The sequence below is a fragment of the Vreelandella halophytica genome (assembly GCF_968193635.1).
Genome location: NZ_OZ309107.1, coordinates 580,319 through 605,417, shown reverse-complemented (window position 1 = coordinate 605,417; position 25,099 = coordinate 580,319). Strand labels below are relative to the sequence as shown.

Here is a 25,099-nt window from a genome sequence, read left to right as displayed (position 1 = left end):
ACTACATTAACGCCTAAGCCAGTAAAAGGGGGATGACAGGGGGTGAAAGTTACTCTAAATTTTCCTGGGAATTACGTTGGGGTATCTGCGCATGACGCATGAATTCGCCGTCAAAAAGCACTCGATAGCCAAGGGCGCGTTGCGGGTCGCGGTGCTTATGGGGATAAGCGGATGCTTTGCCGACACGTCCCCCTCCCTCGCTGCCTTTAGCTATATTACCGAAGAGTATCCCCCCTATAACTATGTCGAACAAGGCGTTGTAAAAGGTCAAACGGTCGATCTTTTAAAGCGTCTGTTCAACTACTCTCAAACGCCGTTCGAACGTGCCGATATTCACAGTTACCCGTGGATAAGAGGCTACAACATGGTGCTGCAAACGCCCAACACAGTGCTTTTCTCGACCAACCGGACGCCCTCGCGCGAAGCACTTTTTGACTGGGCCGGGCCCATCGCCATCGACCGGGTCACCCTGATCGGCCATGCCAGCAAGCCACTACGCATCGAGGCGCTGAGTGACGCCATCGCGCAAAGCCTCAGCGTCGTCGTGATCCGGGGCGATATCGGTGAATTGAGCCTGACGGAGGCGGACTACCCGGAAACGCTCATTCACCACGCGCTGGATAACCAGAGTGCGCTCAATATGCTGATCAATGAACGGGTCGACCTGTGGGCCTATAGCGCAAACGTCGCCGACTGGATCGTCGAGCACGAGGGCTACCAGCCCGCCACTTTGATCCCGGTTTATACCTTGAGTCGCTATCCGCTCTACTTCGCGATCAACAAGGAGAGCGACCCGGCGCTGACCGAATATTTTCAAAAAGATGCTTCTTGAGCTAAGTTCATTTGATATTGCGTCGCCGGTATACGAGGATGAGTAACCGTCGGCCTCCGTCTTTTTCACCTGTACTCGTTATGTTCATTATGATGTTTTCAAGCATGCAGGTGACGGCGAGCCCGGCGCCCTCCTACCCCTTGACGATCAATACCGAAGAGTATCCGCCCTTCAACCATGGTCATGGTGGCGACCTCCAGGGTTACGCGACCGAGCGCTTACAGCAGGCGCTCGAACGAACCGGGATCGAGGCCCGGTTTCATCTGCTTCCCTGGGCGCGCGCCTATACCGAAGCGCGGCTTCGCCGGGACCACTGCGTTTACTCGACCACGCGCACCCCCCAGCGCGAGGCGCTTTTTCGCTGGGCGGGGCCGCTGGCGGCGAACGAGTGGGCGGCGTTCGCACTCGAGGGCCATGCGGGCGATTTAACCCGCCTCGAGGACCTGGCTGGCCTGCGCGTTGGCAGCTTTCGCGAAGATGCCGTGGGCGACTACGTCAAAAGCCAAGGCATCGACGTCATCAGAGCGCCCAGCGAGCGGGTCAATATCGCACGACTGGAAGCCGGTTTTTTGGATGTGATCGTTTCCGGCCGGGCACCCGGGGAGTTCATCGCCCAGGAGGAAGACATCCCGCTCGTTCACCTGTTTACCTTTGCCCATATGCCGCTTTATCTGGCCTGCAACCCAAGCGTTCCCCATCAGGTAATGGACAGAATCCAGCAGGCATTAAGGGCACTGCCATGAACACCAGGGGCCGGCTCATCAAAGGACGCCTGACCTTAAAGCAAGCGCTTTTGACGCTTCTCATCGCCACGCTTATCAGCCTGGTCGCGGGTAGCGTCGAGCTTTGGAGCCACGCGAAAAGTATGCGGGCCGGCATCGAACAACGCACCCAGCAGCAGCTTGCCATCATCAATGGCGCGGCGGCGGAGGCGGCGTTTCAGCTCAACCCCCAGCTTGCCGAGCAGATCGCACGGGGGCTTTTCAATGATAGCGATGTCGCTCGGGTGGTCATCGAGGATGATTTTGGCCGTAAGCTGGCCGAGTTCGAATCACTCACGCCGCCGTCCGGGCGCCTTGGGGAGGCGCTGTTTGGCGATATACTCGACTACCGGGAACCGCTTCGTTACAACATGGGCGAAACCGTGCCGACCTCACCGGTCGGCGAAATCCGGCTCTCGCTGGACCAGCATTATCTAACGGCCCAGTTTCTCGCCCGAGGCTATCGCGTGGTGGGTGTCAGTATCGCCGAGGCCTTTTTACTCAGCTCGCTGTTTATCGCTTTTTTCCATATCTTCATCACCCGGCCGCTTTTGAAGGTTCACGCCGCCATCGCCCTGACCGACCCGGCCTTTCCGGCCCAGTGGCCCAAGCCCACGCTGCGCGGCCATCGAAACGATGAGCTGGGCCACCTGGTCGAGAGCCTGGATCACCTGCTGTGTGAGTTTCAGCGCGGCCTGGAGCAGCGCGACCACCTGCATCAGCTTTCCAGGCACGATGGCCTGACCGGCATCGCCAACCGACGCTACTTCGACGCCTTTCTGGCCAGCCACTGGGAGAAATCTATCAAGGCGGAAGAGCCTATTTCGGTGATATTCGTCGATATCGACCGTTTCAAGGCGTTCAACGACTACTACGGCCACACCATGGGCGACGATACGCTCAAAAGCGTTGCCCGGGCGCTTAGCCGCTGCATCGACCAGGAAACCGACCTGCTGGCGCGCTACGGAGGCGAAGAGTTCGTTTGCGTGCTGCCCGCCAAGGACATTTACCGCGCCCTGAGCATCGCCAACCACATGCGTCAAGCGGTGCTGACGCTGGCCATTCCCCACGCCCGCGGCCAGGATAACATGCTCACCGTGAGCATCGGGGTGGCCTGCGCCCTACCCGCCAGTGGAAAAACCGCCGCCCAGCTACTAAGCGAAGCCGACGAGCGGCTTTACCATGCCAAAAACCGCGGCCGAAATCGCATAGAAGCCTTCGACCCGGTTTAGCCAAGGCGTTTGAAAGACCAAGCCTTCATCGAGTGAGCGAGCCATTAAAAAAGGGGCGCATGATGCGCCCCTTTTGTTGGCTGAGTCTCGTCCTCGTCAGGTCAGCAGCCAGTGCGCCAAAACGGCGGACAAACCGATCACCAGCGCCGTCAGGACCGCCACGATGACGATCAAATCCAGCCAGCGGTCGAAGACCGCACCGCATCGACCAAGGCCAGCCCCTTTGGGCTGACGTCGCGTTGCGCCTTGGCGCGGTCGAGCCATGAGCGCTTACTCCCTTTAGACGGTTTACAACGTATTTTTGTAAAGTCTAGTCCTTGATGCGCCGATTGACCACGAGCGGTGCACGCCGCATGCGCTCCTGCTCGGCATCGCTTAGCTCGCCGGCCTCGAAAGCGTCCGCCCCGACCGGGGTATCGCCGTGGCGACGATAGAGCTGGGTCAACATCGACTTCCGGTCCGCCTGCAGCTCGCGAACCAGCACGAACACCATCAGGTAGAGAATGAACGTAAAGGGAAGCGCCGCCAGCACCGCGGCCGACTGCAAACCGGTCAAGCCCCCCGCTGCGATCAGCGTAAGGCAAATGGCGGCGATCAATACGCCCCAGATCACGCGCTTGTAAAGCGGCGGGTTGATCGAGCCGTTGTCGGTCATCTGCGCCACGATATAAGAGGCCGAGTCCGCCGAGGTCACCAAAAAGATAAAGATCAGCAAAATGGAGACGAGCGAGAGCACGCTGGTAAAGGGCATCAGCTCGTACATCTCGAAAAGCGCCACGGTGATATTATCCTGGGTTGCCGCGGCCAGCCCGATATTGTCGCCATTGATCTCCATGGTGAGCGCGGCGCCGCCGAACACACCGATCCACAAACACGCCAGCAGCGGCGGCATGATCAGCACGCCGAACACGTACTCCTTGATGGTGCGTCCGCGGGAGACGCGCGCCACGAAGGTGCCCACGAAGGGCGACCAGGCGATCACCCAGGCCCAGTAGAAGATCGTCCACTCGCTGGCCCACTCGTTGCTACTATAAGGTGAAATGCGCAGGCTCATGCCGATGAAGTTCTGCAGGTAGTCGCCAATGCCCAGCGTAATGGTTTCGAGAATCGCCACCGTCGGCCCGGTGATCAACACGTAGAGCATCAGGCCGATGCAGATCGCCAGGTTCAAATTGGAAAGGCGCTTGATCCCTTTATCCAGCCCCGCCCAGGTCGAAAGCATGTAGGCGCAGAACATGACGGCAAGAATGATGAACTGCCAAAGCGTGCCTTCGGGTACACCAAACACCGCGTTCAACCCGCCGTTCATTTGCAGCACGCCAAGCCCCAGCGAGGTCGCCACGCCCATGACGGTCGCGACCACGGCAAACACGTCGATCCAGGAAACGTAGGGACGCAGCCGCGGCTTTTTGGCCACCACCGATGAAAGCACCGACGACACCAGCCCCGCCTGGCCCTTACGAAACTGGAAATAAGCAATGATCAGCCCGACCACCGAAAACGCCGCCCACTGATGAATGCCCCAGTTGAAGTAGCTGTACTGGATCGCGTAGCGCGCGGCGGCCTCGGTCTCGGGCTCGAAATCGCCGTAGGGCACCTCGATGAAGTGACTCATGGGCTCGGCCATACCGTAAAACACCAGCCCAACGCCAAACCCCGCCGCCAGCAACATGCTGATCCAGGAGAAAAAGGTATAGTCGGGGCGGCTGTCCTGGGGGCCCAGTCGCACCTTGCCATACTTGCTCAGCGCCAGCCCGAATAAAAAGATGACGAACCCGAACACCGAAATCAGATAGAACCAGCCCAGGTGCTCGGTAACCGCACCGAGCGCGGCCTCGGCGCCGCTACCAAAATTTTCCGGAAACGCCGCGCCGATTACCACCAGTGCAAAGATGATAACGGCGGATGCGACGAATACCGTTTTACCTTCTTTACGCGCCATTTGATCTCCTTATTCTCCCAGGTTTGAATCATCCCCATTCAGTGTTTTAACCCTTGCAGCTATCAGGGTGTAAAGCAAGCGCCGCGCCAGAAGTGAACTCGCCCTACGCGCTGTGTTCCAATGTTCGCAAAAGACGGGTTGCAAAAGAACGGTAGCCAAAGACCGGTTGCCAAAGATCAAGGGAGTCTCTAATGCGCCACCCTCATCGTGATTCGCAAAACGCTGCCTGGCAGGCCGCCCATCAGTGGCGTGCCAAAGCGGCCAATACCCAACCCAACGGCCTTTTGGGCACCCTGAAGCTTGCCCTGGTATGGCTGGCTTTCGGCGCCTTGATGATCGTCGGCGTGGTGTTCGGGCTGGTCTTTTTGCTGATCGGCTGGGCTTTGATGCCGTTGATGCGCTACAAGATGAAAAAGCGTATGGATCAGATGCGCGCCGACCAGGCCCAGGATATTGGCGGCAGTGCCGGCGGTTCTTCTCACGCCCAGGACACGCGCCATCATCAGCAGGACGCGCTCGAAGGCACCTTCGAGGTCAAGGAGAAACGCTAAACCGGCGCATGGATGAAGGCAAAGGTAACGCCCAACACCACCGGCATCACGACCAGGCTCCCGAGGTTTCCGATCAGCACGATGGAGGCCACCTTTTGGGGTAACAGGTCGTACTGTTCTGCCACCAGGTAGTTCAGCACCGCCGGGGGGAGTGCGGCGAAAACCAAAAGCGTTGCCAGCTGAAGCGGTTCCAGGGGCAGCAGCCACATCAGCGGCAGCGCGATCACAAGCCCCGATAGCGGGCACAAGACCGCCCCTAAAAGCCCGGTGCGCCAGTCGCCAAGATCCACCTCCAGCAACCGCACGCCCAGCGCGAAGAGCATCAGCGGAATGCACACCCCGCCCAGCATGTGCATGGCGTCCAGCAGCCAGCCCGGCAGCGCGATATCGCCTACGTTGATGAAAAGCCCCGCTACGCTGGCCGCCACGATCGGCATTTTGAGCATGCGCCAAAGGGACGTGCGCGAATCGAGCATGTAGAGCCCCACCGAGAAGTGCAGCAGCATCTCGACGATGAACACCACCACCGCCGCCGGCAGCGCCGCCTCGCCAAAGGCGAACACCAGAAGCGGTACGCCCATGTTGCCCGAGTTATTGAACATCATCGATGGCAGGAACACCTTGCGATCAAGATTTAGCCACCGGGCCAGCGGCCAGAGCACCACCCCCGAGCCAAGCACCACCAATGCCGCCGCCCCGCCAAGCCAGGCGTACTCGGCCAGCGGCGCCTGGCGGTCCGCCAGTACGGCAAACACCAGAAGCGGCACGAACAGTTCCATATTGAGCGTGTTGAGTGTTGCGATATCCGGCGTGCGAAAGCGCCCGTAAAGCGCCCCCGCCGCGGCAATCAGGAAAACGGGTAACAGCGTGGCAAGGATATGGCCGGTCATGGATCGCTACTCAAGGTGCTAGCCCAAAAAGCGTTGCCAGAGCGCAGAAACCGCCTCGCGGTGCTGGGTAAGCTGGTCAGGATCCGCCACGGGTTTATCGCCGGTCAGCGCGGCGCGGTGGGTGCGGCTTCGGTAGGCAAGGTAAGCCTCTCGAAGCGCGCCCGCCTCGTCGTCGCTGATATAACCGTGCTCGGCTAGCGTCTCCAGAAGTCGAATATTGTCGCGGTAGGTGGCAAGCTCAGGCGTCTTGTTCGAGAGCGCCAGCACCCCGTACTGGCAGAGAAACTCGATATCCACCATGCCGCCGGCGTCCTGCTTCAGATTGAAGGTCGTGGCGGCCTCCTTCGGCCCGGGTTTGGTCGCCAGGTGATCGCGCATTTTCTGGCGCATGCCCACCACGTCGCTTTTGAGCGCCTCGCCTTCGCGGGGCTGGGTCAAAAGGCCTGCGCGCAGCGTCTCGAACTTCTCTGCAAGGTCGGCGTGGCCCGCCACGACCCGGGCGCGCACCAGCGCCTGGTGCTCCCAGGTCCAGGCGTTTTGGCGCTGATACTCGCCGAAGGCGTCGATGGAGGTGACCAAAAGCCCGGCGTTGCCCGATGGGCGCAGGCGCATGTCCACCTCATAAAGGCTGCCCGCCGGGGTGGTGGCGGTCAAAAGGTGAATGATGCGCTGACCAAGGCGCGTGTAGAACACCGGCGTATCCAGCGGGCGGGGCCCGTCGGTGGCGCCCTTGGTGTCGCTGTCGTGGAGAAACACCAGGTCCAGGTCGGAGCCGTATCCCAGTTCGATGCCGCCGAGCTTGCCGTAGCCGACAATCAAAAACGCCGGCTCATGCTCACTCAGCCCAGCGGGCACGCCGTGCTTGCGCGCCACGTGCTTCCAGGCCATGGCCAGCACCGCCTCCAGAATCACCTCGGCGATGTAGGTCAGGTAGTCGCTCACCTTCATCAGGTGGCGGGTACCGGCGATATCCGAAGCGGCGACGTGCAGCGTTTTGGCGTGCTTGAACACGCGCAGCGCCTCGAGCTGGGCCTCTTCGTCGTCCTCGGGCAACCGGTTTAGCGTTTGGCGAAGCTCATCGCTTAGCGCCGTCTTATCCGCCGGGGTGTAGAGCGTCTCCGGCGTTAACAGCTCGTCGAGCAAAATCGGATAGCGCGCCAGGTGCTGGGCGATCCAGGGGCTGGGAGCGCAAAGATGCATCAGGTGCTCGAGAGCGTGGGGGTTCTCCCGCAAAAGCGCCAGGTACGCGGTGCGCCGCAGGACCGATTCGATCAACGGCTGCACCCGCTCGAGCGCGGTGTCCGGCGTGTCGTGTTCGGCCACGGCGTCGAGCAGCAGCGGCATCAGCGCGTTCAGACGCTCGAAGCCGATACGCTGCATGCCCTGTACCTGGCGGGAGTGATAGAAGTTCTTCAAGCGTTTGAGCACCTGGGCCGGGTCGGCAAAGCCCGCCGCGTCCAGCTGCGCCAGGGCCTCGTCCTCCTCCAGCTCCCCGCGCCATAAAAGCCGCCACTGCTCGAGCTCGACACTGGTGCTGCTTTCATCGTCCACCTCGCCTTCCGGGTCGGCGATGACCGCGTCGAAGTGGCGGCGCACTCGCTCCCGCGCCGCGTCCAGCGCCTCGACAAGTGCCGCCCAGTCTGGTTTCTTCAAGGCGTAGGCCACGCGGGTGCGCTCGTCGTCATCGTCGGGCAGCATCTGGGTCTGGCGGTCGTCGAGCGCCTGGATGGCGTGCTCGACGTCGCGTAAAAACGCGTAGTCGTGTAAAAGCTCTTCGACGACCGCCTCGGGCAGCAGGCCAAGCGGGGGCAGCTCGCTCAGCGCGCGGGCAAGCGAGGCGACCTGTAGTTCGGTATCGCGACCACCGCGAATCAGTTGAAACGCCTGGACGACGAACTCCACTTCGCGAATGCCGCCAGGGCCGAGCTTGATATTGCTCTGCATGCCCTTGCGCTTCACTTCCCGGTTGATCATCGCTTTCAGCTCTCGAAGCGACTCGATCGCGCCGAAATCCAGGTAGCGCCGGTAAACGAAGGGGCGCAGGCTTGCCAGCAGCTCCCTCCCCCCTTCGACATCCCCGGCGACCGGGCGCGCCTTGAGCATCGCGTAGCGCTCCCACTCGCGCCCCTGGTCCTGGTAGTAGCTCGATAGCATCGCGAAGCTCCCCACCAGCGGCCCGCCATCGCCCAGCGGGCGCAGGCGCATATCCACGCGAAAAGCGAAGCCGTCCCGGGTGAGTGCATCGAGGGCGGCGATCAGGCGCTGACCAAGCTTAGTGAAGTACTCCTGGTGCTCTAAAGGCTTGCGCCCGCCCTGGGTCTCACCCTTTTCCGGAAAAGCGAAAATCAGGTCGATATCCGAGGAGAGGTTGAGCTCGCCGGCCCCCAACTTGCCCATACCCAGCACCACCAGCCGCTGCGGGCGGCCATCGGCGCAGGGCGCGGGGGTTCCCCAGCGCGGGGCGTAGAAGTTTTCCAGCCAGCCCAGTGCCCCCTCCAGGCACACCTCGGCAAGCCAGGCGAGCGCCTGGGCGGTTTGCCACATGGCGTAATCCGCCGGCCGGTTGAGATCGCGCCAGATAATCCCGAGCATGCGCGCGCGGCGAAAGCGGCGGATGACCCGGTGCAGGGCTTCTTCGTCTTCGGCGCCGGCCAGCGCCTTTTCAAGCCAGGCCTGCTGGGTGGCTTTATCCGGCGTGGCGTCGAACTCGGCGTTGTCGATTAGCTCGCCCAACCACTCGGGGTAGCGGCCAAGGGTTTCAGCAGCGAAGTGGGAGACGGTGATCACGCGATAAAGCGCGGCCAAAAGCGGCGCATCGAGGGTCTCGAAGGCGCGCGAGGGGAGCGGTTTGTCGGTCATCGAGGCGACGTTGTCCGCCTTATCGAGCGCCTCCGTCAGACTCGCCAGCGCCTGCTCGGCAAGCGGGGTGAGCGCCTCGGGCGCCTGGGATAAAACCGCTGCGTTCCACTGCATAGCCACCTCGTTGCCTGTCCGGGTACACCCCGGCGCGTTGTTAAGTTTGCGCGTTATCCGGCCAGCTTCACCCAGCCCAGCACCCCCCAGGTAAGCCCCGCCATGATCAGCGAGAGCATGACCGCCGCGGAGCCGATATCCTTGGCGCGGCCGGAGAGCTCATGATGCTCCGGGCCGATGCGGTCCACCACGTTCTCGACGGCGCTGTTCAAAAGCTCGACGATCAGCACCATGAAAAGGCTGCCCACCAGTGTAAGCCAGGCCATGGCCGTATCCGCCAGCCACCAGGCAAGCGGTAGCAGGACAACGCAGATCACGACTTCCTGGCGAAAGGCCGCCTCGTTGGTAAAAGCCGCCCGCAGCCCCTTCCACGAATAGCGCGTGGAGTGGACCAAGTGAGTTATTCCGGTATGGCGTGGCTTCATGGCGTGAGTTTCACCTGCTAAGCGTTGTTAGTTTGCCATTATCATGGCATCCAAATCCTGGGAGAGCGGGTCGAGTACTGCCGACCAGCTTAGATAAGGCGTCGAGCCGGTGCCATTCACCAATACGCTAAACACGCCCCAGCGTCCCTGGGCGGTGCGAAAGTAGCCCGCCGCCGCGCGTACCGCAAACGGCTCGTTCAGCGTGCCGGTCTTGAGCATCACGCTGTTCTGGAAGGCGGAAGAACCGCGGCGTATAAAGCGCATCACACCGTTTTCCGGCGACTGAAACGCCGCCACGAAGCTTGGAAAAAGCGCGTTTTGATTGAACATCGCCTCGAGCATAACGGTCGCGCCGTGGGCAGAGATGCGATTGCCGGTGGTCAGGCCGCTGCCGCTGTCCATGGTCAGCGGGCCGTGGCCGGGAAGGCTTTGGGCAAAGGCTTCGATCGCCTGCCCGGCCTGGCCAAGCTGCGCCTGGGGTGTTTCCACCAGGTTGAGCGCCAGCACATCGGCCATGTAGTTGTTGGAGTAGTTCATGGTGCGCAGCAAAAGCTCCTGCAACGGCTTGCTGTCCACCGCCGCCAGCCGGCTCGCCCCCGCCGGGCGGCTGGAGGTCACATGCCAGGGGTCGCGCACCGTCACGCCCGCCTGATTGAGCATACTCAAAAGTACCTGGGCGGTCTGCGCCGCCGGGTCGCCAGCGCCACGGTAGATGTCCTGAGGCGAGGCGTTGGTGGAGATCTGCCCGGTCAGGCGCAGTACGTCGCCGCGCTCGTCAGTGATACGTACGGCGCCGATTTCGGTGCCGCTATTGGCGGGTACGGTGCGTACCTGGTTGTCGATCGTGACCAGCGGCGCGGGGCTATCGCAAAGGCCGGTGCGCGCCGGCGTATTGGCGCTTGCCCCGGGGGCCACGTTCACACACCAGGTGCCAAAATTGACCCCGGCCGAGGTGAGCGGCGCGCTGTAGGCGTTGGTCACGCGGTTTTGCGCATTGCAGCGGTCGGTCGTGGCGCAGGTCACCGGCCCAAAGCGCCATTGGCTGACGACCAGCGCCCCATCGACCTCCTGAACCCCGGCCAGTTTCAAACGCTGCACCAGTCGCCACAGGTCTTCGCTGGTCAGCCCCGGGTCGCCGCCGCCTTCGAAAATCAGGTCGCCGCGCAGCACGCCGTTATCGATCACCCCGCTGCTGACCAGCGCCGAAGTAAAGCGGTGCTGGGGGCCAAAGCGACTAAGCAGTGCCGCGCTCATGTACGCCTTGGTGACCGAGGCCGGCGAGAGCTGGCGGTCCGGGTCGATACTGCCCAGCACCCGGTCGGCATCCGGCCCTAAAAGGCGTGCCTCGGCGCTGATCGAAAAGCCCTGCTCGCGAAGTTCGCTCAGGCGACTAAAGTCCGCCAGCAGCGGTTGACTGAACAAAAGGGCCACAGCGGCAACGCCCGCGGCCCGCGTTAGGCACCGCCTCAATGGTTTACAACGACTCACACTCACCTACCTTAGTACTCGTTCGTTTGGAAAAGACCCGCCTTCACGCCCCGCCGGTCGCGGTATAGAGCGCCAAAGCGCCGTCATGCGCTTGCCTTCTGCCTTGCGAGTTCGCACTCGAGCCGCCAAAGCGGTTGGCCGCTCTGCGCGTACTTGGCCTCGAACGGCGTCAGGTACTCCTCGCCGGGGACGACCGGCTCGATCTGCGCCTGGCACCCGGTGGCAAGCATCACGCCACAAGCGAACTCCTCGATATAAATCTGCCAGTTGGAGCGCACCTCCAGCCGTCCGCCCAGTGCAAGGGCGGTGGGAAACACCGGATGGCCGTGCCAGCGCATTTTCAAGTGCGCCGCCTTGGGGTAAGGGTTCGGGTAGAGCAGATAGTGGCGTGCCGGCGCCCACCCCGCCGCCAGCGCCAGCCGCCAGAAATCGACCAGGTCCGCGCGGACCAACAAGGCGTTGGCGGGCAGCGTCCCGTGCTCGCGCCCCAGGCGGCTTTCGCTGCGATCCACACCGATCACGGCGTGATCCGGGAACCGCGCCGCCAAACGCCGTGTCGAAAGCCCGACACCGCAGCCGGCATCGAGAATCAAAGGGGCATTGGCCCCCGCGTACCAGGCGTTGGCGGTCTCGAACGCCTGGCGGCTATGTTCGGCCACGGGCTTTTGAAGCGGATGCGCCAGGGCGCGCTCTACCCGGCGCTTTAGATCCTTGTGCGGTCCGGTCTGGTTGGATGTAACGACTCGAGACGCGTGCTGCATGCCAGCCTCTGATGGAAAAACCATGATTCTATCAGTCTCTGGCGCGCGCGGCATGACGCCATTGCACCCCCGGTGCTATGATCATGCCTTTAAATTGTATGGCGCTTGGCTTAGGTGTGTTCGACCACCCGCGCTTACGCTAACGTTACCTAATTATCGCACCACGAGGAATCCGGCTTGTCACACTTACCGGTAATTGTCGGCATGGGCGGCATCAATCCTGCTGGCAGAACCTCGGGCCATCAGGCCTTTCGCCGCACCGTGCTTGATGCGCTACCCGCTGAACAAAAGCGTCACACGCTGGAAGGCCTGGCGGCGCTGATGCGCCTGGCGATTCATACCGAACAAGGCTGGCAGGACGCCCAGGGGGCCCCGCTCGAGGACCCGGCCGAGGCGCTTGCCGAGCAGGTTCTGCGCCATACGCTGATTCGGCGTAACGAAGACCCGCGCTTTTTAGCCCCGGGCCTGCCCGCTGGCCGCAAGGCCGATATGGCCCTCGATGCCCCGCTGCGCTTCACGCTGCGCCGCCGCCAGCTACCGGAGAACCTGCCCGCCGACTGGACGATCAGCCCAGCCGACGATGCCCGTCACGTCAAGGTGACCGTGCCTGGTGGCACGCTGAGCGCCTTATTGCCCGATGCCCAGACACCTAAAGTCGTTGCCGCCGCGCAGCTACCCGCCGGGTTCGACCCGGCCAGCCTCTACCGCAGCGTGCACCACCCGCGCGGGCTCGCCATGGCCATTTTTGCCGCCAGCGACTGCCTGGGCGCAAGCGGGCTCGACTGGGAGAGCCTGCGCGCCCGCCTGGACCCGGATGACATCGCCGTTTACGCAGGCAATTCCATCGGCCAGCTGGACGACGAGGGCTGGGGCGGGTTAATGAAAAGCCTGGTGACCGGCAACCGGGCCACCTCCAAACAGATGCCTTTGGGCTACGGGCAGATGCCGGCGGACTTTTTGAACGCCTACGTGCTGGGCAGTGTCGGCAGTACCGGCGCCGCACTCGGCGCCTGCGCAAGCTTTTTGTACAACCTGCGCCTGGGAATCCACGATATTCGCGCCGGGCGCGCCCGGGTGGTGATGGTCGGCACCTCGGATGCGCCGATCACCCCGGAAATCATCGAAGGGTTTCGCGCCATGGGAGCGCTGGCCGACGACGCCGGTCTCAAGGCGCTCGACGCGCTGACGCTTTTGACCGACGCCGACTACCAGCGCGCCTGCCGGCCCTTCGCGCAAAACTGCGGCTTCACCATGGCCGAGGCGAGTCAGTTCGTCATGCTGATGGACGATAGCCTCGCCCTCGAGGTCGGCGCCAATATTTTGGGCGCGGTGCCGGACGTATTCGTCAACGCCGACGGCTTCAAGCGCTCGATCTCCGCGCCGGGTATCGGCAACTACATTACCCTGGGCAAGGCGGCGGCGCTGGTACGCGATATGCTGGGCGAGAAGTCGCTGGCGACGAGAAGTTTCATGCACGCCCACGGCACCAGCACGCCGAAAAACCGCACCACCGAGTCCCACGTGCTCCACGAGATCGCCCGGGCCCACGGTATAGAACAGTGGCCGGTGGTCGCGATCAAGGCGTTTATCGGCCACTCCCAGGGCTCGGCGGCCGGCGACCAGTTGGCAAGCGCGCTGGGCAGCTTCAGCCACGCCCTGCTGCCCGGCATCCCGACCCTCGACGCGGTGGCCGACGATGTCTTCGCCGAGCGGCTACGCTTTTTCAAGGAGCCGATCGCCTTCGAGGCGGACGCCAGCTTCATCAATGCAAAGGGCTTTGGCGGCAACAACGCCACCGGCGTGGTGCTTTCGCCCAGCGTCACCGAGCGTCTGCTGACCCAGCGCCACGGCGAAGCCGCGATCAGCGCCTGGAAAAAGCGCCGCGAGGCGGTCAACGCCACGGCCCAAAGCTATCTCGACCGGGCCGGGCGCGGGCAGTTCGCGCCGCGCTACCAGTTTGGCGAAGCGGTGCTCGAAGGTCCGGAACTGGACATCAGCGCCGAGCGCATCCATATTCCAGGCTACGCGCAGCCGGTCTCCTTGAAAGCCGATAACCCCTTCGGCCGGCTCGACGACCAGGAGAGCTTTTAACATGAGCGCCGAGCACCCGACCATCGCCGTTTATCCGGGCACTTTCGATCCCATCACCAACGGCCATTTCGACCTGATCGAGCGCGCCGCGCGCATGTTCGACCAGGTCATCATCGCCGTGGCGGCAAGCCCGGGCAAGACGCCGGCGCTTTCGCTTGAAAAGCGCATCGAACTCAGCGAGGCGGCCTGCGCCGAGCTTGGCAATGTCTCGACGGTTGGGTTTTCGTCGCTTTTGACCACCTTGATGGGGGAGCTGGATGCGCGCATCATGCTGCGCGGCATTCGCGCCGCCTCCGACTTTGAGTACGAGCTGCAGCTTGCTAACATGAACCGCGCGCAGAACCCGGAACTCGAAAGCGTTTTTCTCACGCCGGCGGTGGAAAACTCCTATATTTCGTCGACCATCGTGCGTGAAATCGCCAGGCTCGGCGGCGACGTCTCGGCCCTGGTGCCGTCGGCGGTCGTCGACGCACTACGCGAGCGCTACGCCAACGCGCGCTGAAGCCCTCTGCTTCACCCTGGTGCGCGGCGAGCGCGCCAGGGGAATCCGCCATTCAAGAGGTAATAGCCATGGCCCTGATGATTACCGACGAATGCATCAACTGCGACGTCTGCGAACCGGAGTGCCCCAACGATGCAATTTCACCGGGTGACGAGATCTACGTGATCGACCCCGGCCTTTGCACCGAGTGCGTGGGCCATTTCGACGAGCCCCAGTGCCAGCAGGTCTGCCCGGTGGATTGCATTCCGCTCGACCCCGAACGCCCGGAATCCAAAGAGCAGCTTTTGAAGAAGTATCACATCATCACCGCCGCCTAAGCCGCCCGTGCGCATCTGGGCGCTTGCCTGGCCCATCATCCTTTCCAACCTCACCGTCCCGCTTTTGGGGCTGGTGGATACCGCCGTGGACGGCCATCTGCCGGACTCGCGCTATCTGGCCGCGGTAACCCTGGGCGCGACACTTTTTAGTTTCCTTTATTGGGGCTTTGGCTTTCTGCGCATGGGCACCACGGGGCTCGTCGCCCAGGCCATGGGCCGCGAAAACCCCTCTGAGGTCAAAACCCTGCTCGGCCAGTCGCTTTTACTGGCGTTTTTTATTGGCGCCCTACTGCTGCTGTTCGGCGCGCCCTTGATCGACTTAGGGCTCTGGCTTTTGGATGGCAGCGAGGACGCCCAGGCGCTGGCCCGGGAGTACGCCGAGATCCGGCTTTGGTCGGCGCCGGCGGTGCTCGCCAACTACACGCTGCTGGGCTGGTTTTTGGGCCAGCAAAATGCGCGCGTCACGCTGATGATGCTGGTGCTGACCAACAGCGTGAATATTGTGCTCGATCTCTATTTCGTGGTTGGGCTGGGCATGACCAGCAACGGCGTGGCGCTCGCTAGCGTCATCGCCGACTACAGCGCGCTGGCCTTCGGTAGCTGGCTGGTACTGCGCCAACTACGCCTTTTACAAGGCGCCTTCGATCGCGCGCGCCTTTTAACGCTTCACGCCTACAAGGCACTTTTTAGCGTTAACGCGCATCTGTTCGTGCGTACGCTTGGGCTTTTGTTCGCCACGGCGTTTTTTACCGCCCAGGGCGCCCGCCAGGGCGATACGGTCCTGGCGGCCAACGCCGTGCTTTTGCAGTTCATCATGATGACGAGCTACGCTTTGGACGGCTTCGCCCACGCCGCCGAGTCGCTCGTGGGCCGGGCCTTCGGCAAGCGCGACTGGACGCAGTTTAGCGCCACGGTGGGCGCTGCGGCGCGCTTTTCGTTCTACACTGCCGCATTGGCCGCCCTTGCCTTTGCGCTGTTTGGTAATGCGATCATTGCGCTGTTGACCGGCCTTGGCGAAGTGCGCGCCGCCGCTGCCGTGTATCTACCCTGGATGATCGTCATGCCGCTGATTGCGGTGTGGAGCTACCTGCTCGACGGCGTGTTCATCGGCACCACGGCGGTGCGCGAGATGCGCAACAGTATCTTTATCGGCCTTTTGGTCTACCTGCCCGCCTGGTGGCTTTGTCAGGGGCTTGGCAACCACGGGCTATGGCTCGCCTTCACGCTGTTCATGCTCACCCGCTCGGCGGTGCTGATCGGCTACTACGTTCACTACCGCCAAACGCGCTGGCGAAGCGCCGGCGCCTGACATTGATCCATTGGTGGGGATGAAAAAACCACCCCGGGCTCGTATATTGAGCACGCATTCCCAATAACGAATAAAGCGAGCCTCCCATGCTAAGGTTTATCTCCAGACCCGCGGTCAAGCTGGTCGAGCGCTATTTGCCCGACCCTTACATCTTCGTTTTGCTGCTCACCTTGATCGCCTGCATCGCGGCCATCGCCGTAGAGCGCCAAACCCCGCTTGCCGTGCTGCGCATGTGGGGCGACGGCTTCTGGGGGCTTTTGACGTTCTCCATGCAGATGCTTTTGGTGCTGGTGACCGGCTTCATGCTGGCGAGCTCACCGCCGGTCAAACGCCTGCTTCAGCGTCTGGCGAGTACCGCCAAAAGCCCGGGCGGTGCCATCATCCTGGTCACGCTGGTATCCCTTGCGGCCAGCTGGATCAACTGGGGCTTCGGGCTGGTAGTCGGCGCTTTGTTCGCCAAGGAGCTCGCTCGGCTGATCAAGGTCGATTACCGGCTGCTGGTGGCCAGCGCCTACTCGGGCTTCGTGGTGTGGCACGGGGGCCTGGCGGGGTCGATTCCGCTCACCATCGCCACCGAGGGCCACTTCTCCGCCAACCAGATCGGCGTGATCGGCACCGGTTCGACCATTTTTGCCTTCTTCAACCTGGCCATCGTCGTGTGTCTGTTCATCGCGATTCCGCTGATCAACCGGCTGATGCTGCCCGCCGACCAGGAGAGCGTGTACGTGGACCCGGCGCTTTTGGACGACGAGCCGGAAACGACCGCGCGCACCACCCGACCCGCCGAGAAGCTCGAAAACAGCACCTGGCTTGCCCTGCTGGTGGGCGTGCCTGGCCTGCTGTTTTTGCTGGATCACTTTCTGCTACGCAGCGGCGGGCTCAACCTGAACGTGGTCAACTTTCTGTTTCTGTTTTTAGCCATCGTCTTGCACCGTACGCCACGTAACCTGCTGACCAGCCTCAACGAGGCGATCAAGGGCGGCGCGGGGATCGTCATCCAGTTTCCGTTCTACGCCGGCATCATGGCGATCATGGTGGAGTCGGGGCTGGCCCAGAGCCTGTCGGAGTGGCTGGTGTCGTTTGCCAGTGCCACCTCGCTACCGTTCTGGTCGTTTATCAGCGCCGGTATCGTGAACATTTTCGTGCCCTCCGGAGGCGGGCAGTGGGCGGTGCAGGCGCCGGTCATGCTGCCCGCCGCCGAGGCACTGGGCGCGGACGTTGCCCGGGTCGCCATGGCGGTGGCCTGGGGCGATGCCTGGACGAACCTGCTGCAGCCGTTCTGGGCGCTGCCGGTACTCGCCATTGCCGGGCTCAAAGCCAAGGACATTATGGGCTTTTGCCTGGTTCAGCTATTTTTAACCGGCGCGATCATCTCCATTGGGCTGGTGTGGTTTTAACCCGCTCCGTTCGATGCGCGGCCCGGAATCGAACGGGTACGCGCTTTTCAGATTTTAAAGAAGGCTTTTGTATGACGGATACCCAACGCGCCGACGCCACGGCCCTGCCCGGTCAGCGCGAGCTTTCCATGACGGTGCTGATGACCCCGGACATGGCCAATTTCAGCGGCAAGGTACACGGCGGTGCTATTCTCAAAAAGCTCGACGAGGTGGCCTACGCCTGCGCCAGCCGCTACTCCGGCCACTACGTCGTCACGCTTTCCGTCGACCAGGTACTTTTCAAGCAGCCCATTCTGGTCGGCGAACTGGTGACGTTTTTGGCCACCGTCAACCACGTGGGCCGCTCCTCGATGGAGATCGGCGTGAAGGTGGTGGCGGAAGATATTCGCGAAAAGCTGATCCGCCACACCAATAGCTGCTACCTGACCATGGTGGCGGTCGACCCCCAGGGTCAGCCTGCCACAGTGCCCCCGCTTTCGCTCGATACGCCGCTTCAGAAGCTGCGCTTCGAGAAGGCGGCACTGCGTAAAAAGCTGCGAAAACAGGCCGAGCAGGAAGAAAGGCTTGCCCAGCAACACCTGAGCGACGAGTCCTAGCCCGTTTTTGACCACTACTGAAAGGAGTCTTCATGCTGGCCAGAGAGCGCCACCCCCAACTACCCAAAGCCGTGGAGTACGCGCACATCGGCTGGGATTTTTTCATTCTGGCCGTGGTGATCGTCAACCTGGCGCTGCTGCTGTTCGACTCGCTTTTTTTACTGGACTGGTTTCGCCAGGGCCTGGAAAGTACCGCCCCCGGCTTTCACGACGCTTACCAGCGCACCATCCATAGCCGGTTTTTCGCCATCGACCTGGTGTTCGTCACGATATTCGTGATCGACGTGCTGCTGGGCTGGATCGCCGCCGTCGTCGAGCGGCGCTACCACCGCTGGTTTTTCTACCCGTTCATCCACTGGTACGACGTGCTCGGCTGCATTCCGCTGGCGGGCTTTCGCTGGCTGCGCGCGCTCAGGCTTTTGTCGCTGATCAACCGCCTGCACCGGCTGGGTTTGATCAACGTGCGTAACTGGTCGAGCTTTCAGTTCGTGGCCAAGTACTACGACATCCTGCTCGAAGAACTTTCCGATCGTATCGCGCTGCGCCTGATGGGCAACGTACAGCAGCAGATTCTGGCGGCGGATTCGCTCACCGAGCGGCTGGTGGACCGGGTGATCATGCCCCGCAAGGCCGAGCTGATTCACGAAATCTCCCAGCGGCTGGAATCGACCGTGGGCAAGGCCTACGAGCAAAACCGCGCGTCGATCATGAGCTCCATCGATGGCTTGATCACCCGCACGCTCAACGAAAGCCCGGAGATTCAGCGGCTCAACCGCCTGCCGATGGGCGAAGCCGCCTCCAGCGCCATGCAGGCCTCGTTAAGCGGCGTGGCCCAGCGGCTGGTCGACGAGCTGGCCCTCGGCATTCACTCGTCGGATTTCCGTCAGCTCGTCGAGCGCACCGCCGAAAGCGGGTTCGAGAGCTGGCTCACAGTGGACGAAACCAGCGCCTACGTCACCGAGCAGGTGCTCTACGACATGCTGGAAATGCTCAAGGAGCAGGTGCGCCGCCAGCGCTGGAAAGACCGCTACGACTAAACGAGCACATTCGAACTACCCGCCAAGCGCTTCACAGGACAAGGCCCGAAGAGATGAACAGCGAACTACTTTTACTACTAGGGCCGGTGGCGGTTTTCATTGTGTCGATGACCCTGACGCCGGGGCCGAACAACTTGATGCTGACGGCCTCCGGGGCGAACTTCGGCGTTCGTCGGACCGTGCCCCATATGTTGGGGATTCTGGGAGGATGCTTCGCCCTTTATGTGGCCATTGCACTGGGCCTGGGCGTACTCTTCGAGCGTTTTCCGATTTTGCAGACCACGCTGCGCTGGGTGGGGAGCGCCTACCTGCTCTACCTGGCCTTCAAGATTGCCACGGCGCCCCCGCCGGATTTAACGGACACGCGCACCAAAGGCGCGCCGCTGACGTTTGGGCAGGCGGCGCTGTTTCAACTGGCCAACCCCAAGGCCTGGGTGCTGGGGCTTGCGCTGATTGCCGGATTTCTGCCCGACAGCGGCTCCACACTGGTTAATGCGGTAATACTGGTGGGCTTTGCCGAGTTCGTGGCCATGCCCTGCCTGCTGTTGTGGGTGGTCTTTGGCATGGCCATCGGGCGCTTTATCAAAAGCGACGGCGCCTGGCGGGCGTTCAATATCACCATGGGGGTTCTAACCGCCGCCTGTGTGGTGCTGATTTTGCGCTAAACGCACAATCAGCCGCAGCGAAACGCGCTGATACGCCCGGCCTCATCGACTTCGATATTGAGCCGGTCCGCACGATGGTCCATCGTGGCCGAGCTATCCGGCTTGAGCACGCGAACGTCGCTCGCGCCGCTTTCAGCCTGCAGTTCGCGGGTGCGCGTGTCGGTTAACTGCTCGCCCGTTACCTGATCGAGCCTTGCAATGTCGCACTCGCCCCGAGGGGCGGTTTCGCCTACCCGCGGCGGCGGCGGCGCGCTAACGTCCGGGCTGGTGGGCGCCTGGGCGACGCCGGTATTGGTCGTGCAGCCACTGAGAAGTACCGCCAGCGCCAGCGCGGCGGGGCCGGTTTTGCACAATCGATTAACGCTTAACATGCCACTTATCCTTGTGAGTGCGTGGTGAACGGGCCGCGGCGTTCGGGTTGCACAACGGCCTGGCATAAAAAAGCAGGCGAGAGAGTATCTCGCCTGCTTTTCGAACCCCGCTCGATCTTATTCGGCGGCGTCTTGTACGGCCTGACCGCCCGCTTGAACGTCCTGGCCCGCACCCGACATGGTGTTGCAGCCTGCCAGAGTGGCGGCGCTAACCAGTAGAATGAAGCTCATCGCGATTAGTTTTTTCATCGTGTTCTCCTTAACATTTATGGGCCGGGGAAGCCTTCGCATGAATAGGTAACGCAGGCGTTGTGTTAGCGTAACAGCGTTTGGGCCATCGTGCCCGTTTAACGCACCGCCGCTCACCCGAATTAGATAGCAGTTGCCATGCTAGTCGTCAACATTTGAACCTGGAGCCCGCCCATGAGCACCTTTACGCTGGACCCTCGCCTGGCCGCCGACACCCTGGCGCTGGCCGACCTGCCGCTTTGTCGCGCCCTGTTAATGAACGATGCCCGCTACCCCTGGGTGATTCTGGTGCCGCGCCGCGAGAGCACCTGTGAAGTCTTCGAGCTAAGCGCCGAGGACCAAACCCGGCTTTGGCAGGAAGCGACGGCGCTGGGCAAAGTGATGAATAGTGCGTTCAAGGGCGACAAGCTCAATATCGCAACGCTTGGCAACGTGGTCAGCCAACTGCACGTTCACCTGGTAGTGCGCTTTGAAAGCGATGAAAGCTGGCCAGCCCCGGTATGGGGCAGAGGTGAAGCCGTGCCCTACACCCCCACCCAGCAAAGCGAGCGCCGCGAGCTGATTTTGGCGCATATGGACAAGCTCACCTTCTAAATCAGGGGGAGGCGCCAAAGGGCGCGGCGCTGCGCGAGGCGGGTTCGCTAAAAAGCGGCGAGCTCGCCGGCTGGTTAAACCCGGCAACCGAAAGCGACACCCCCAGCAAGATGATCACCGCGCCCCCTGCCAGGGCCGCCCAGGCTGCGGTTTTTTCCAGCACGCTTTGGCGCGACTGACGCTTGAGCCGCCGCGTGGCCCAGCCGCGAGCGAAAACGCTTGCCAACGCCAACGCCGATACCGTCATCCCGGTGCCGACGGACATCGCAACGACCGCCGTCACGCCCACGTAAAACTGCCCTAAAAGCCCCGCAGCGCCCAGCAAAAGCACCGCCCCAGAACACGGGCGCATGCCGATCGCGCCCACGGTCATCAGCGCGGTGCGCCAATCGAGCGCCTGGTCGGGCTCGATATGATGCGCCCCGCCACAGCAGTGGTGGTGGTCGTGGTGGTGATGCGCCGGATCAGGTGCCGAAGACGGCCTTAGGCTCAAGGGCGAGGCCGCGACCGGCGCAAACGTCGCGCGCGGGGGCGCTTGATAAGCGCGGCGCAGTTGGCGGAGTGCCCGAACGCACAGCCATAAGCCTAAAAGCGCCACCAGCGCAAAGCTTGCCTGCTCGACCCAAACCACGCTGCCCATCGCCTGACGGGTCACGAAGCCAAGCCCCAACACCAGCACCCCCACCATCGCGATGGCGGTAACGCCTTGCAAAAGCGAAGCGGCGAAGGAGAGCCCTAGTGCCCGGCGGGTCGCCCCGCCGTGGGAGGCGAGATAGGTGGCCAGCACCGCCTTGCCGTGGCCCGGGCCCGCGGCGTGGAACACGCCATAGCCGAAGCTTACGCTCAAAAGCGTCAACCACGCCGAGGGAGACGGCGTACGGGCAAGCTCGGTGACCGCCAAGGTAAGCGAGCGGTGCAGACCGCGCTGCCAGGCAAGTACCTGCAGGCTCGCGCCCTGAAACCAGCCGTACGCTGCGTAGGCTGCCAGCGCCAGGCAGACAGCCAACACCGCTGCGCCGAGGATTTTTTTCTTCGAAGAGGGCTTTTGTACAGCGGGGCTTTTAAAGGTGACATCACGCATGGCTACGACTCGGTGCAGTTAACGTGGCCGGTTTCAGCAAAAAAGCGCCCCAGATCGGGCTCGCCCTGCTCGCCCTTGTCCAGCAACGCGGCCTGTAGCACAAGCTCCGGGTCCGGGTCGGCGGGGGTTACGCTCAAATCGCAGGAAAGCTCGCCGGCGAGCGCGAGCGCGCTTTCTGCGGGGGCGCCGTTTTGCTCCTCATGGACCACTTCGATGTAATAGGTCGGATCGAAAATCTGGTACTCGAGTAGCGCGCCGTCGAGCGCCACCGGCTCCGCCAGGGGCAGCGTGAACATGTACACCAGCCGCTCGTTGCGCTTGAGGGTGGTGTACTCGCTAACCTCGCCAAGCGCCTGAGGTTCGCCATCGACCCAAAGCTCGGTGAAATACCCCTGGGCTGCGAGATTATCGCGTATGTCCTGGCCCAACTGATCCAGCCCCTCCTCGAAACTTGCATCCTCCACCCGAGAGAGCTCATCGAATACGATCAGGCTATAGAACGGGTCCATCCGCCAGGTCTGGCTAAGCGCCGTGGCCCGGCCCTGCTCGTCGGTCAAAACGTTCACGCTCAGGTCGATCCAGCCGTGGGGGTGCGCCTGGGCGCCGGGGCTGGCAAGCACGCTCAGCGTAAAGGCCAGGGCGCCAAGCCCCGCAAGGCGTGTCGCCCTTCTGCCCAACGGGTGCAAAACGCTCAAGGGGCTTCTCCCAGCCGCTGCTGCAGCTCGACGAGCCAGGGGTCGAGCAGGTACGGCGCCAGGGGCGTGGCGCCGCGCAGTGCAGAAACACGTACCTGGCTTGCCGTCCCTAGCGGTTCGACCTGCAGCATCAGGCGGTACTCTGGCCAGCGAGCCAACGCGCCTTCCGCCCGCCCCAGGGCCAGATCGGCGTGGCGGATCACGTAGCCCTGGGCCACCATCAAATCCACCGCCTCGCGGAAGGTGCGCTCCGGCGCGGCGTTAAAGCGAAGCTCACGCGGGTCGACCGGCTGGGTGGTGGCGCACCCGGCAAGCACCAGAGCGAAGAGCACCAGGGCGGGCGCTGCGAAAGCACGGCGAAAAAGCATCATAAGCGGCTCCCGGAGCGCTCGAAGGCGGGCAGCGCCGACTGAAAGCGCCGGCAGAAGTCGTCGTTGCTGGCGGTACGCGATTCGCGTACATCGCGCACATGATCAAAGCGGCGAATATCACGGGATATACGCACGTGGTCGTTGTGGACCAGCACGCTCACTCGCTCGCTTTCGATGGGCTGCTGGCCGATACCGATACCGGTGCCCACCCCAAGGCCGACCGAGGAGCCGCGGCCAATCCCCAGCCCGCCAAACAGTCGCACGCCGGAGCCGTAACGGTAACCATCGTAGGCGTCGTAATAGCCCACCAGCTCCCGCTCCTTGCTGGCGCTCACCAGGCCAAGGGTGGTATCCGTCGTATCGAGCTCGAAGTCCCAGTTTTCCAGAAGCGCCACGCTCTGGATCACGAGATCCTGCGCCTCGGCCCCCTGGGTTGGAAAGTAGCACGTCGGCGCCGGTGCCGGTTCGGCCCGGGGCAGCTGATCCGGCACGGTCTGACAGCCTGCCAGCGCCATTAAACAGACGACCCCGATCGGTAGTGACTTCATGCGTGCTCCCTCGGCGTTCAAACCGGCTCTTGTAGGGTTGATAACGCAAGCCCTGGTACCCAACCTGGTGCCACGGTAAGCTCAGGCCTTAATTTCTCTTCCAAGACAAACAATTCATCATAAGGTTTTATGGAGGCTGCGTCATGAAGGTTGTGCTCTGCCCCGATAGCTTCAAGGATGCGCTGAGTGCCGAAAAGGCCGCCCAGGCCATGGCAAAAGGCGTCCGCAAGGCCTGCCCCTTGGCGACCGTGCACACTTGCCCGCTCGCCGACGGCGGTGAAGGAAGCCTCGACGCACTGATTGCCGCCACGAATGCCAGCCGCTGCCAAATCGAGGTACACGACGCCTTGGGCCGGCCCCGCTTGGCCAGCTGGGGCTGGCTCGCTGGCGAGCGTACCGCATTTATAGAACTGGCCGAAGCCAGCGGCTTGCAGCATTTGACCTCCCAGGAGCGCTGCGCCCTGCACACCAGCACGTTTGGCGTGGGCGAGCTTTTTCGCGCCGCCCTGGACGCCGGCGCCGAAAAAGCCCTGCTACTGCTGGGCGGCAGCGCCACCAACGATGCGGGCGCAGGGATGCTCCAGGCGCTGGGAGCGGTCCTCAAAGACGCAAGCGGGCAGACGCTGGCGCCGGGCGGCGCCGCGCTCGCCTCGCTCGACACCCTGGATCTGTCCGGGCTCGACCCGCGCCTTGAAGCGCTCAGTGTCGAGGCGGCGGTGGACGTGGACAACCCGCTTTTAGGCAGCCGCGGGGCAAGCGCCGTGTTCGGCCCGCAAAAAGGCGCCACCGAGGCGGATGTGGCCAGCCTGGATAAAGCGCTCGAGCGCTTTGCCGACGTTAGCGCGACGGTGCTGGGTATAGATCATCGCGCGCTTCCCGGCGCCGGGGCCGCTGGCGGCATGGGCTTTGCCGCGGCGAGCTTTTTGAAGGCCACCCTAAAGCCGGGTATCGAGATCATCATGGCCCAGGCGAACCTGGCCGCGCTGATCGAAGACGCGGATTGGGTGATCACCGGCGAAGGCCGCCTGGACGGCCAGAGCCTGGCGGGCAAAACGCCGATTGGCGTAGCCCGGGCCGCCCGGCCCTACGGCAAACCGGTGGTGGTGTTAGCGGGCAGTTTGGGTGAAGGCTGGCAGGCGTGCCTCGAGGAGGGCGTGACCGCGGCCTTCGCCCTGGCCGACGGCCCCATGACCTTAGAGGAGGCGCTGGCGCGCACCGCCGAGCTTTTGAGCGCGCGCTGCGAAAGTATCACCCGGCTCTACTGCGGCGCCCCGGCGGTTGAAAAATAGCCTGGCCGCCTGCACTTAACAGGTAGAGGCGGCGGTGATACCGCCACGCTATGAACGCGATACACAAAACCCGTTTTATCGCGCCACTGCCCTTCGCTACTCTAAGTACCACGAAGGTAAGTGCCACGAAGG

Annotated in this window: 27 protein-coding genes; 14 read left to right on the top strand and 13 right to left on the bottom strand. The window is 62.8% G+C overall.

The window, feature by feature from the left end; all coding sequences use genetic code 11:
- Positions 1-91: 91 nt before the first annotated feature.
- The 3 genes from ACWHXT_RS02870 to ACWHXT_RS02860 all read left to right on the top strand — a co-directional run bounded on the left by ACWHXT_RS02870 (position 92) and on the right by ACWHXT_RS02860 (position 2,825).
- Positions 92-832 carry a substrate-binding periplasmic protein gene (locus ACWHXT_RS02870; protein WP_447957174.1) on the top strand — a complete coding sequence of 247 codons (741 nt, stop codon included), beginning with the start codon at positions 92-94 and terminating at the stop codon, positions 830-832.
- A gap of 104 nt (positions 833-936) precedes the next feature.
- The gene (locus ACWHXT_RS02865) at positions 937-1,575 is read left to right on the top strand and encodes a substrate-binding periplasmic protein (RefSeq protein ID WP_447957173.1); all 639 of its coding nucleotides are present in this window, start codon (positions 937-939) and stop codon (positions 1,573-1,575) included.
- Positions 1,572-2,825 carry a GGDEF domain-containing protein gene (locus ACWHXT_RS02860; RefSeq protein WP_447957172.1) on the top strand — a complete coding sequence of 418 codons (1,254 nt, stop codon included), beginning with the start codon at positions 1,572-1,574 and terminating at the stop codon, positions 2,823-2,825. The genes ACWHXT_RS02865 and ACWHXT_RS02860 overlap by 4 nt, the downstream gene beginning before the upstream one ends.
- 96 nt (positions 2,826-2,921) lie before the next feature.
- Here the strand turns inward: ACWHXT_RS02860 and ACWHXT_RS02855 are convergent, their stop codons facing one another.
- Both ACWHXT_RS02855 and ACWHXT_RS02850 read right to left on the bottom strand, forming a co-directional pair.
- On the bottom strand, positions 2,922-3,089 hold the full coding sequence (locus ACWHXT_RS02855; protein ID WP_447527759.1) for a hypothetical protein: 168 nt from the start codon (positions 3,087-3,089) through the stop codon (positions 2,922-2,924).
- Positions 3,090-3,135: 46 nt separating this feature from the next.
- A complete protein-coding gene (locus tag ACWHXT_RS02850; RefSeq protein WP_447957171.1) occupies positions 3,136-4,767 on the bottom strand; it encodes a BCCT family transporter in 1,632 nt (543 codons plus the stop codon).
- 191 nt (positions 4,768-4,958) lie between these two features.
- Between ACWHXT_RS02850 and ACWHXT_RS02845 the strand changes: the two genes are divergently transcribed.
- Complete coding sequence (locus ACWHXT_RS02845; RefSeq protein WP_447927984.1) at positions 4,959-5,318, top strand: hypothetical protein; 360 nt, start codon at positions 4,959-4,961, stop codon at positions 5,316-5,318.
- On the opposite strand, the gene ACWHXT_RS02840 is transcribed toward ACWHXT_RS02845, so the two are convergent.
- The 5 genes from ACWHXT_RS02840 to trmB all read right to left on the bottom strand — a co-directional run bounded on the left by ACWHXT_RS02840 (position 5,315) and on the right by trmB (position 11,855).
- On the bottom strand, positions 5,315-6,208 hold the full coding sequence (locus ACWHXT_RS02840) for an AEC family transporter (RefSeq protein ID WP_447895140.1): 894 nt from the start codon (positions 6,206-6,208) through the stop codon (positions 5,315-5,317). The two genes, ACWHXT_RS02845 and ACWHXT_RS02840, sit on opposite strands and share 4 nt — an antisense overlap.
- Positions 6,209-6,226: 18 nt before the next feature.
- Positions 6,227-9,181, bottom strand: a complete 2,955-nt coding sequence (gene glnE / locus ACWHXT_RS02835; RefSeq protein ID WP_447957170.1) for a bifunctional [glutamate--ammonia ligase]-adenylyl-L-tyrosine phosphorylase/[glutamate--ammonia-ligase] adenylyltransferase — start codon at positions 9,179-9,181, stop codon at positions 6,227-6,229.
- Positions 9,182-9,234: 53 nt separating this feature from the next.
- On the bottom strand, positions 9,235-9,606 hold the full coding sequence (locus ACWHXT_RS02830) for a diacylglycerol kinase (protein WP_447527754.1): 372 nt from the start codon (positions 9,604-9,606) through the stop codon (positions 9,235-9,237).
- 27 nt (positions 9,607-9,633) lie between these two features.
- Positions 9,634-11,037 carry a D-alanyl-D-alanine carboxypeptidase/D-alanyl-D-alanine endopeptidase gene (gene dacB, locus ACWHXT_RS02825; protein ID WP_447957169.1) on the bottom strand — a complete coding sequence of 468 codons (1,404 nt, stop codon included), beginning with the start codon at positions 11,035-11,037 and terminating at the stop codon, positions 9,634-9,636.
- A 140-nt stretch (positions 11,038-11,177) separates the two neighbouring features.
- Positions 11,178-11,855, bottom strand: a complete 678-nt coding sequence (gene trmB / locus ACWHXT_RS02820; protein WP_447957168.1) for a tRNA (guanine(46)-N(7))-methyltransferase TrmB — start codon at positions 11,853-11,855, stop codon at positions 11,178-11,180.
- A 204-nt stretch (positions 11,856-12,059) separates the two neighbouring features.
- Here trmB and ACWHXT_RS02815 point away from each other — a divergent pair, with 204 nt between their 5' ends.
- The 8 genes from ACWHXT_RS02815 (at position 12,060) to ACWHXT_RS02780 (ending at position 19,769) form a co-directional block, all read left to right on the top strand.
- Positions 12,060-13,946: a beta-ketoacyl synthase gene (locus ACWHXT_RS02815; protein WP_447929112.1), complete on the top strand. Its 1,887-nt coding sequence runs from the start codon at positions 12,060-12,062 to the stop codon at positions 13,944-13,946.
- A 1-nt stretch (position 13,947) separates the two neighbouring features.
- Complete coding sequence (gene coaD / locus ACWHXT_RS02810) at positions 13,948-14,448, top strand: pantetheine-phosphate adenylyltransferase (protein ID WP_447527751.1); 501 nt, start codon at positions 13,948-13,950, stop codon at positions 14,446-14,448.
- Positions 14,449-14,516: 68 nt separating this feature from the next.
- Positions 14,517-14,765, top strand: coding sequence for a YfhL family 4Fe-4S dicluster ferredoxin (locus tag ACWHXT_RS02805; protein WP_447527750.1), 249 nt, complete (start codon positions 14,517-14,519; stop codon positions 14,763-14,765).
- A gap of 7 nt (positions 14,766-14,772) precedes the next feature.
- The gene (locus ACWHXT_RS02800) at positions 14,773-16,074 is read left to right on the top strand and encodes an MATE family efflux transporter (RefSeq protein WP_447957167.1); all 1,302 of its coding nucleotides are present in this window, start codon (positions 14,773-14,775) and stop codon (positions 16,072-16,074) included.
- 86 nt (positions 16,075-16,160) lie between these two features.
- Positions 16,161-17,471 (top strand): short-chain fatty acid transporter, encoded by a 1,311-nt coding sequence (locus ACWHXT_RS02795; RefSeq protein ID WP_447957166.1) that lies wholly within the window; start codon positions 16,161-16,163, stop codon positions 17,469-17,471.
- A gap of 71 nt (positions 17,472-17,542) precedes the next feature.
- A complete protein-coding gene (locus ACWHXT_RS02790) occupies positions 17,543-18,067 on the top strand; it encodes an acyl-CoA thioesterase (protein ID WP_447895134.1) in 525 nt (174 codons plus the stop codon).
- A gap of 32 nt (positions 18,068-18,099) precedes the next feature.
- Positions 18,100-19,104 carry an ion transporter gene (locus ACWHXT_RS02785; RefSeq protein WP_447895133.1) on the top strand — a complete coding sequence of 335 codons (1,005 nt, stop codon included), beginning with the start codon at positions 18,100-18,102 and terminating at the stop codon, positions 19,102-19,104.
- A gap of 53 nt (positions 19,105-19,157) precedes the next feature.
- Complete coding sequence (locus tag ACWHXT_RS02780) at positions 19,158-19,769, top strand: LysE family translocator (protein ID WP_447957165.1); 612 nt, start codon at positions 19,158-19,160, stop codon at positions 19,767-19,769.
- A gap of 8 nt (positions 19,770-19,777) precedes the next feature.
- On the opposite strand, the gene ACWHXT_RS02775 is transcribed toward ACWHXT_RS02780, so the two are convergent.
- Both ACWHXT_RS02775 and ACWHXT_RS02770 read right to left on the bottom strand, forming a co-directional pair.
- A complete protein-coding gene (locus tag ACWHXT_RS02775) occupies positions 19,778-20,140 on the bottom strand; it encodes an I78 family peptidase inhibitor (RefSeq protein WP_447957164.1) in 363 nt (120 codons plus the stop codon).
- A 117-nt stretch (positions 20,141-20,257) separates the two neighbouring features.
- On the bottom strand, positions 20,258-20,389 hold the full coding sequence (locus ACWHXT_RS02770; protein WP_447527743.1) for an entericidin A/B family lipoprotein: 132 nt from the start codon (positions 20,387-20,389) through the stop codon (positions 20,258-20,260).
- A gap of 174 nt (positions 20,390-20,563) precedes the next feature.
- Here ACWHXT_RS02770 and ACWHXT_RS02765 point away from each other — a divergent pair, with 174 nt between their 5' ends.
- Positions 20,564-20,983, top strand: coding sequence for an HIT domain-containing protein (locus ACWHXT_RS02765; RefSeq protein WP_447957163.1), 420 nt, complete (start codon positions 20,564-20,566; stop codon positions 20,981-20,983).
- 1 nt (position 20,984) lies between these two features.
- On the opposite strand, the gene ACWHXT_RS02760 is transcribed toward ACWHXT_RS02765, so the two are convergent.
- Genes ACWHXT_RS02760 through ACWHXT_RS02745 form a run of 4 tightly spaced genes read right to left on the bottom strand, consistent with a single transcriptional unit; the run spans position 20,985 to position 23,678 of the window.
- Positions 20,985-22,064, bottom strand: a complete 1,080-nt coding sequence (locus ACWHXT_RS02760) for a nickel/cobalt transporter (protein WP_447957162.1) — start codon at positions 22,062-22,064, stop codon at positions 20,985-20,987.
- Between the two features lie 2 nt (positions 22,065-22,066).
- The gene (locus ACWHXT_RS02755) at positions 22,067-22,759 is read right to left on the bottom strand and encodes a DUF1007 family protein (protein WP_447957161.1); all 693 of its coding nucleotides are present in this window, start codon (positions 22,757-22,759) and stop codon (positions 22,067-22,069) included.
- Positions 22,756-23,130, bottom strand: a complete 375-nt coding sequence (locus ACWHXT_RS02750; RefSeq protein ID WP_447957160.1) for a hypothetical protein — start codon at positions 23,128-23,130, stop codon at positions 22,756-22,758. The genes ACWHXT_RS02755 and ACWHXT_RS02750 overlap by 4 nt, the downstream gene beginning before the upstream one ends.
- Positions 23,127-23,678: a hypothetical protein gene (locus ACWHXT_RS02745; RefSeq protein ID WP_447957159.1), complete on the bottom strand. Its 552-nt coding sequence runs from the start codon at positions 23,676-23,678 to the stop codon at positions 23,127-23,129. The genes ACWHXT_RS02750 and ACWHXT_RS02745 overlap by 4 nt, the downstream gene beginning before the upstream one ends.
- Before the next feature lie 143 nt (positions 23,679-23,821).
- Here ACWHXT_RS02745 and ACWHXT_RS02740 point away from each other — a divergent pair, with 143 nt between their 5' ends.
- Entirely contained in the window at positions 23,822-24,967 is a 1,146-nt protein-coding gene (locus ACWHXT_RS02740) for a glycerate kinase (RefSeq protein ID WP_447957158.1), read from the top strand.
- Positions 24,968-25,099 lie beyond the last annotated feature (132 nt).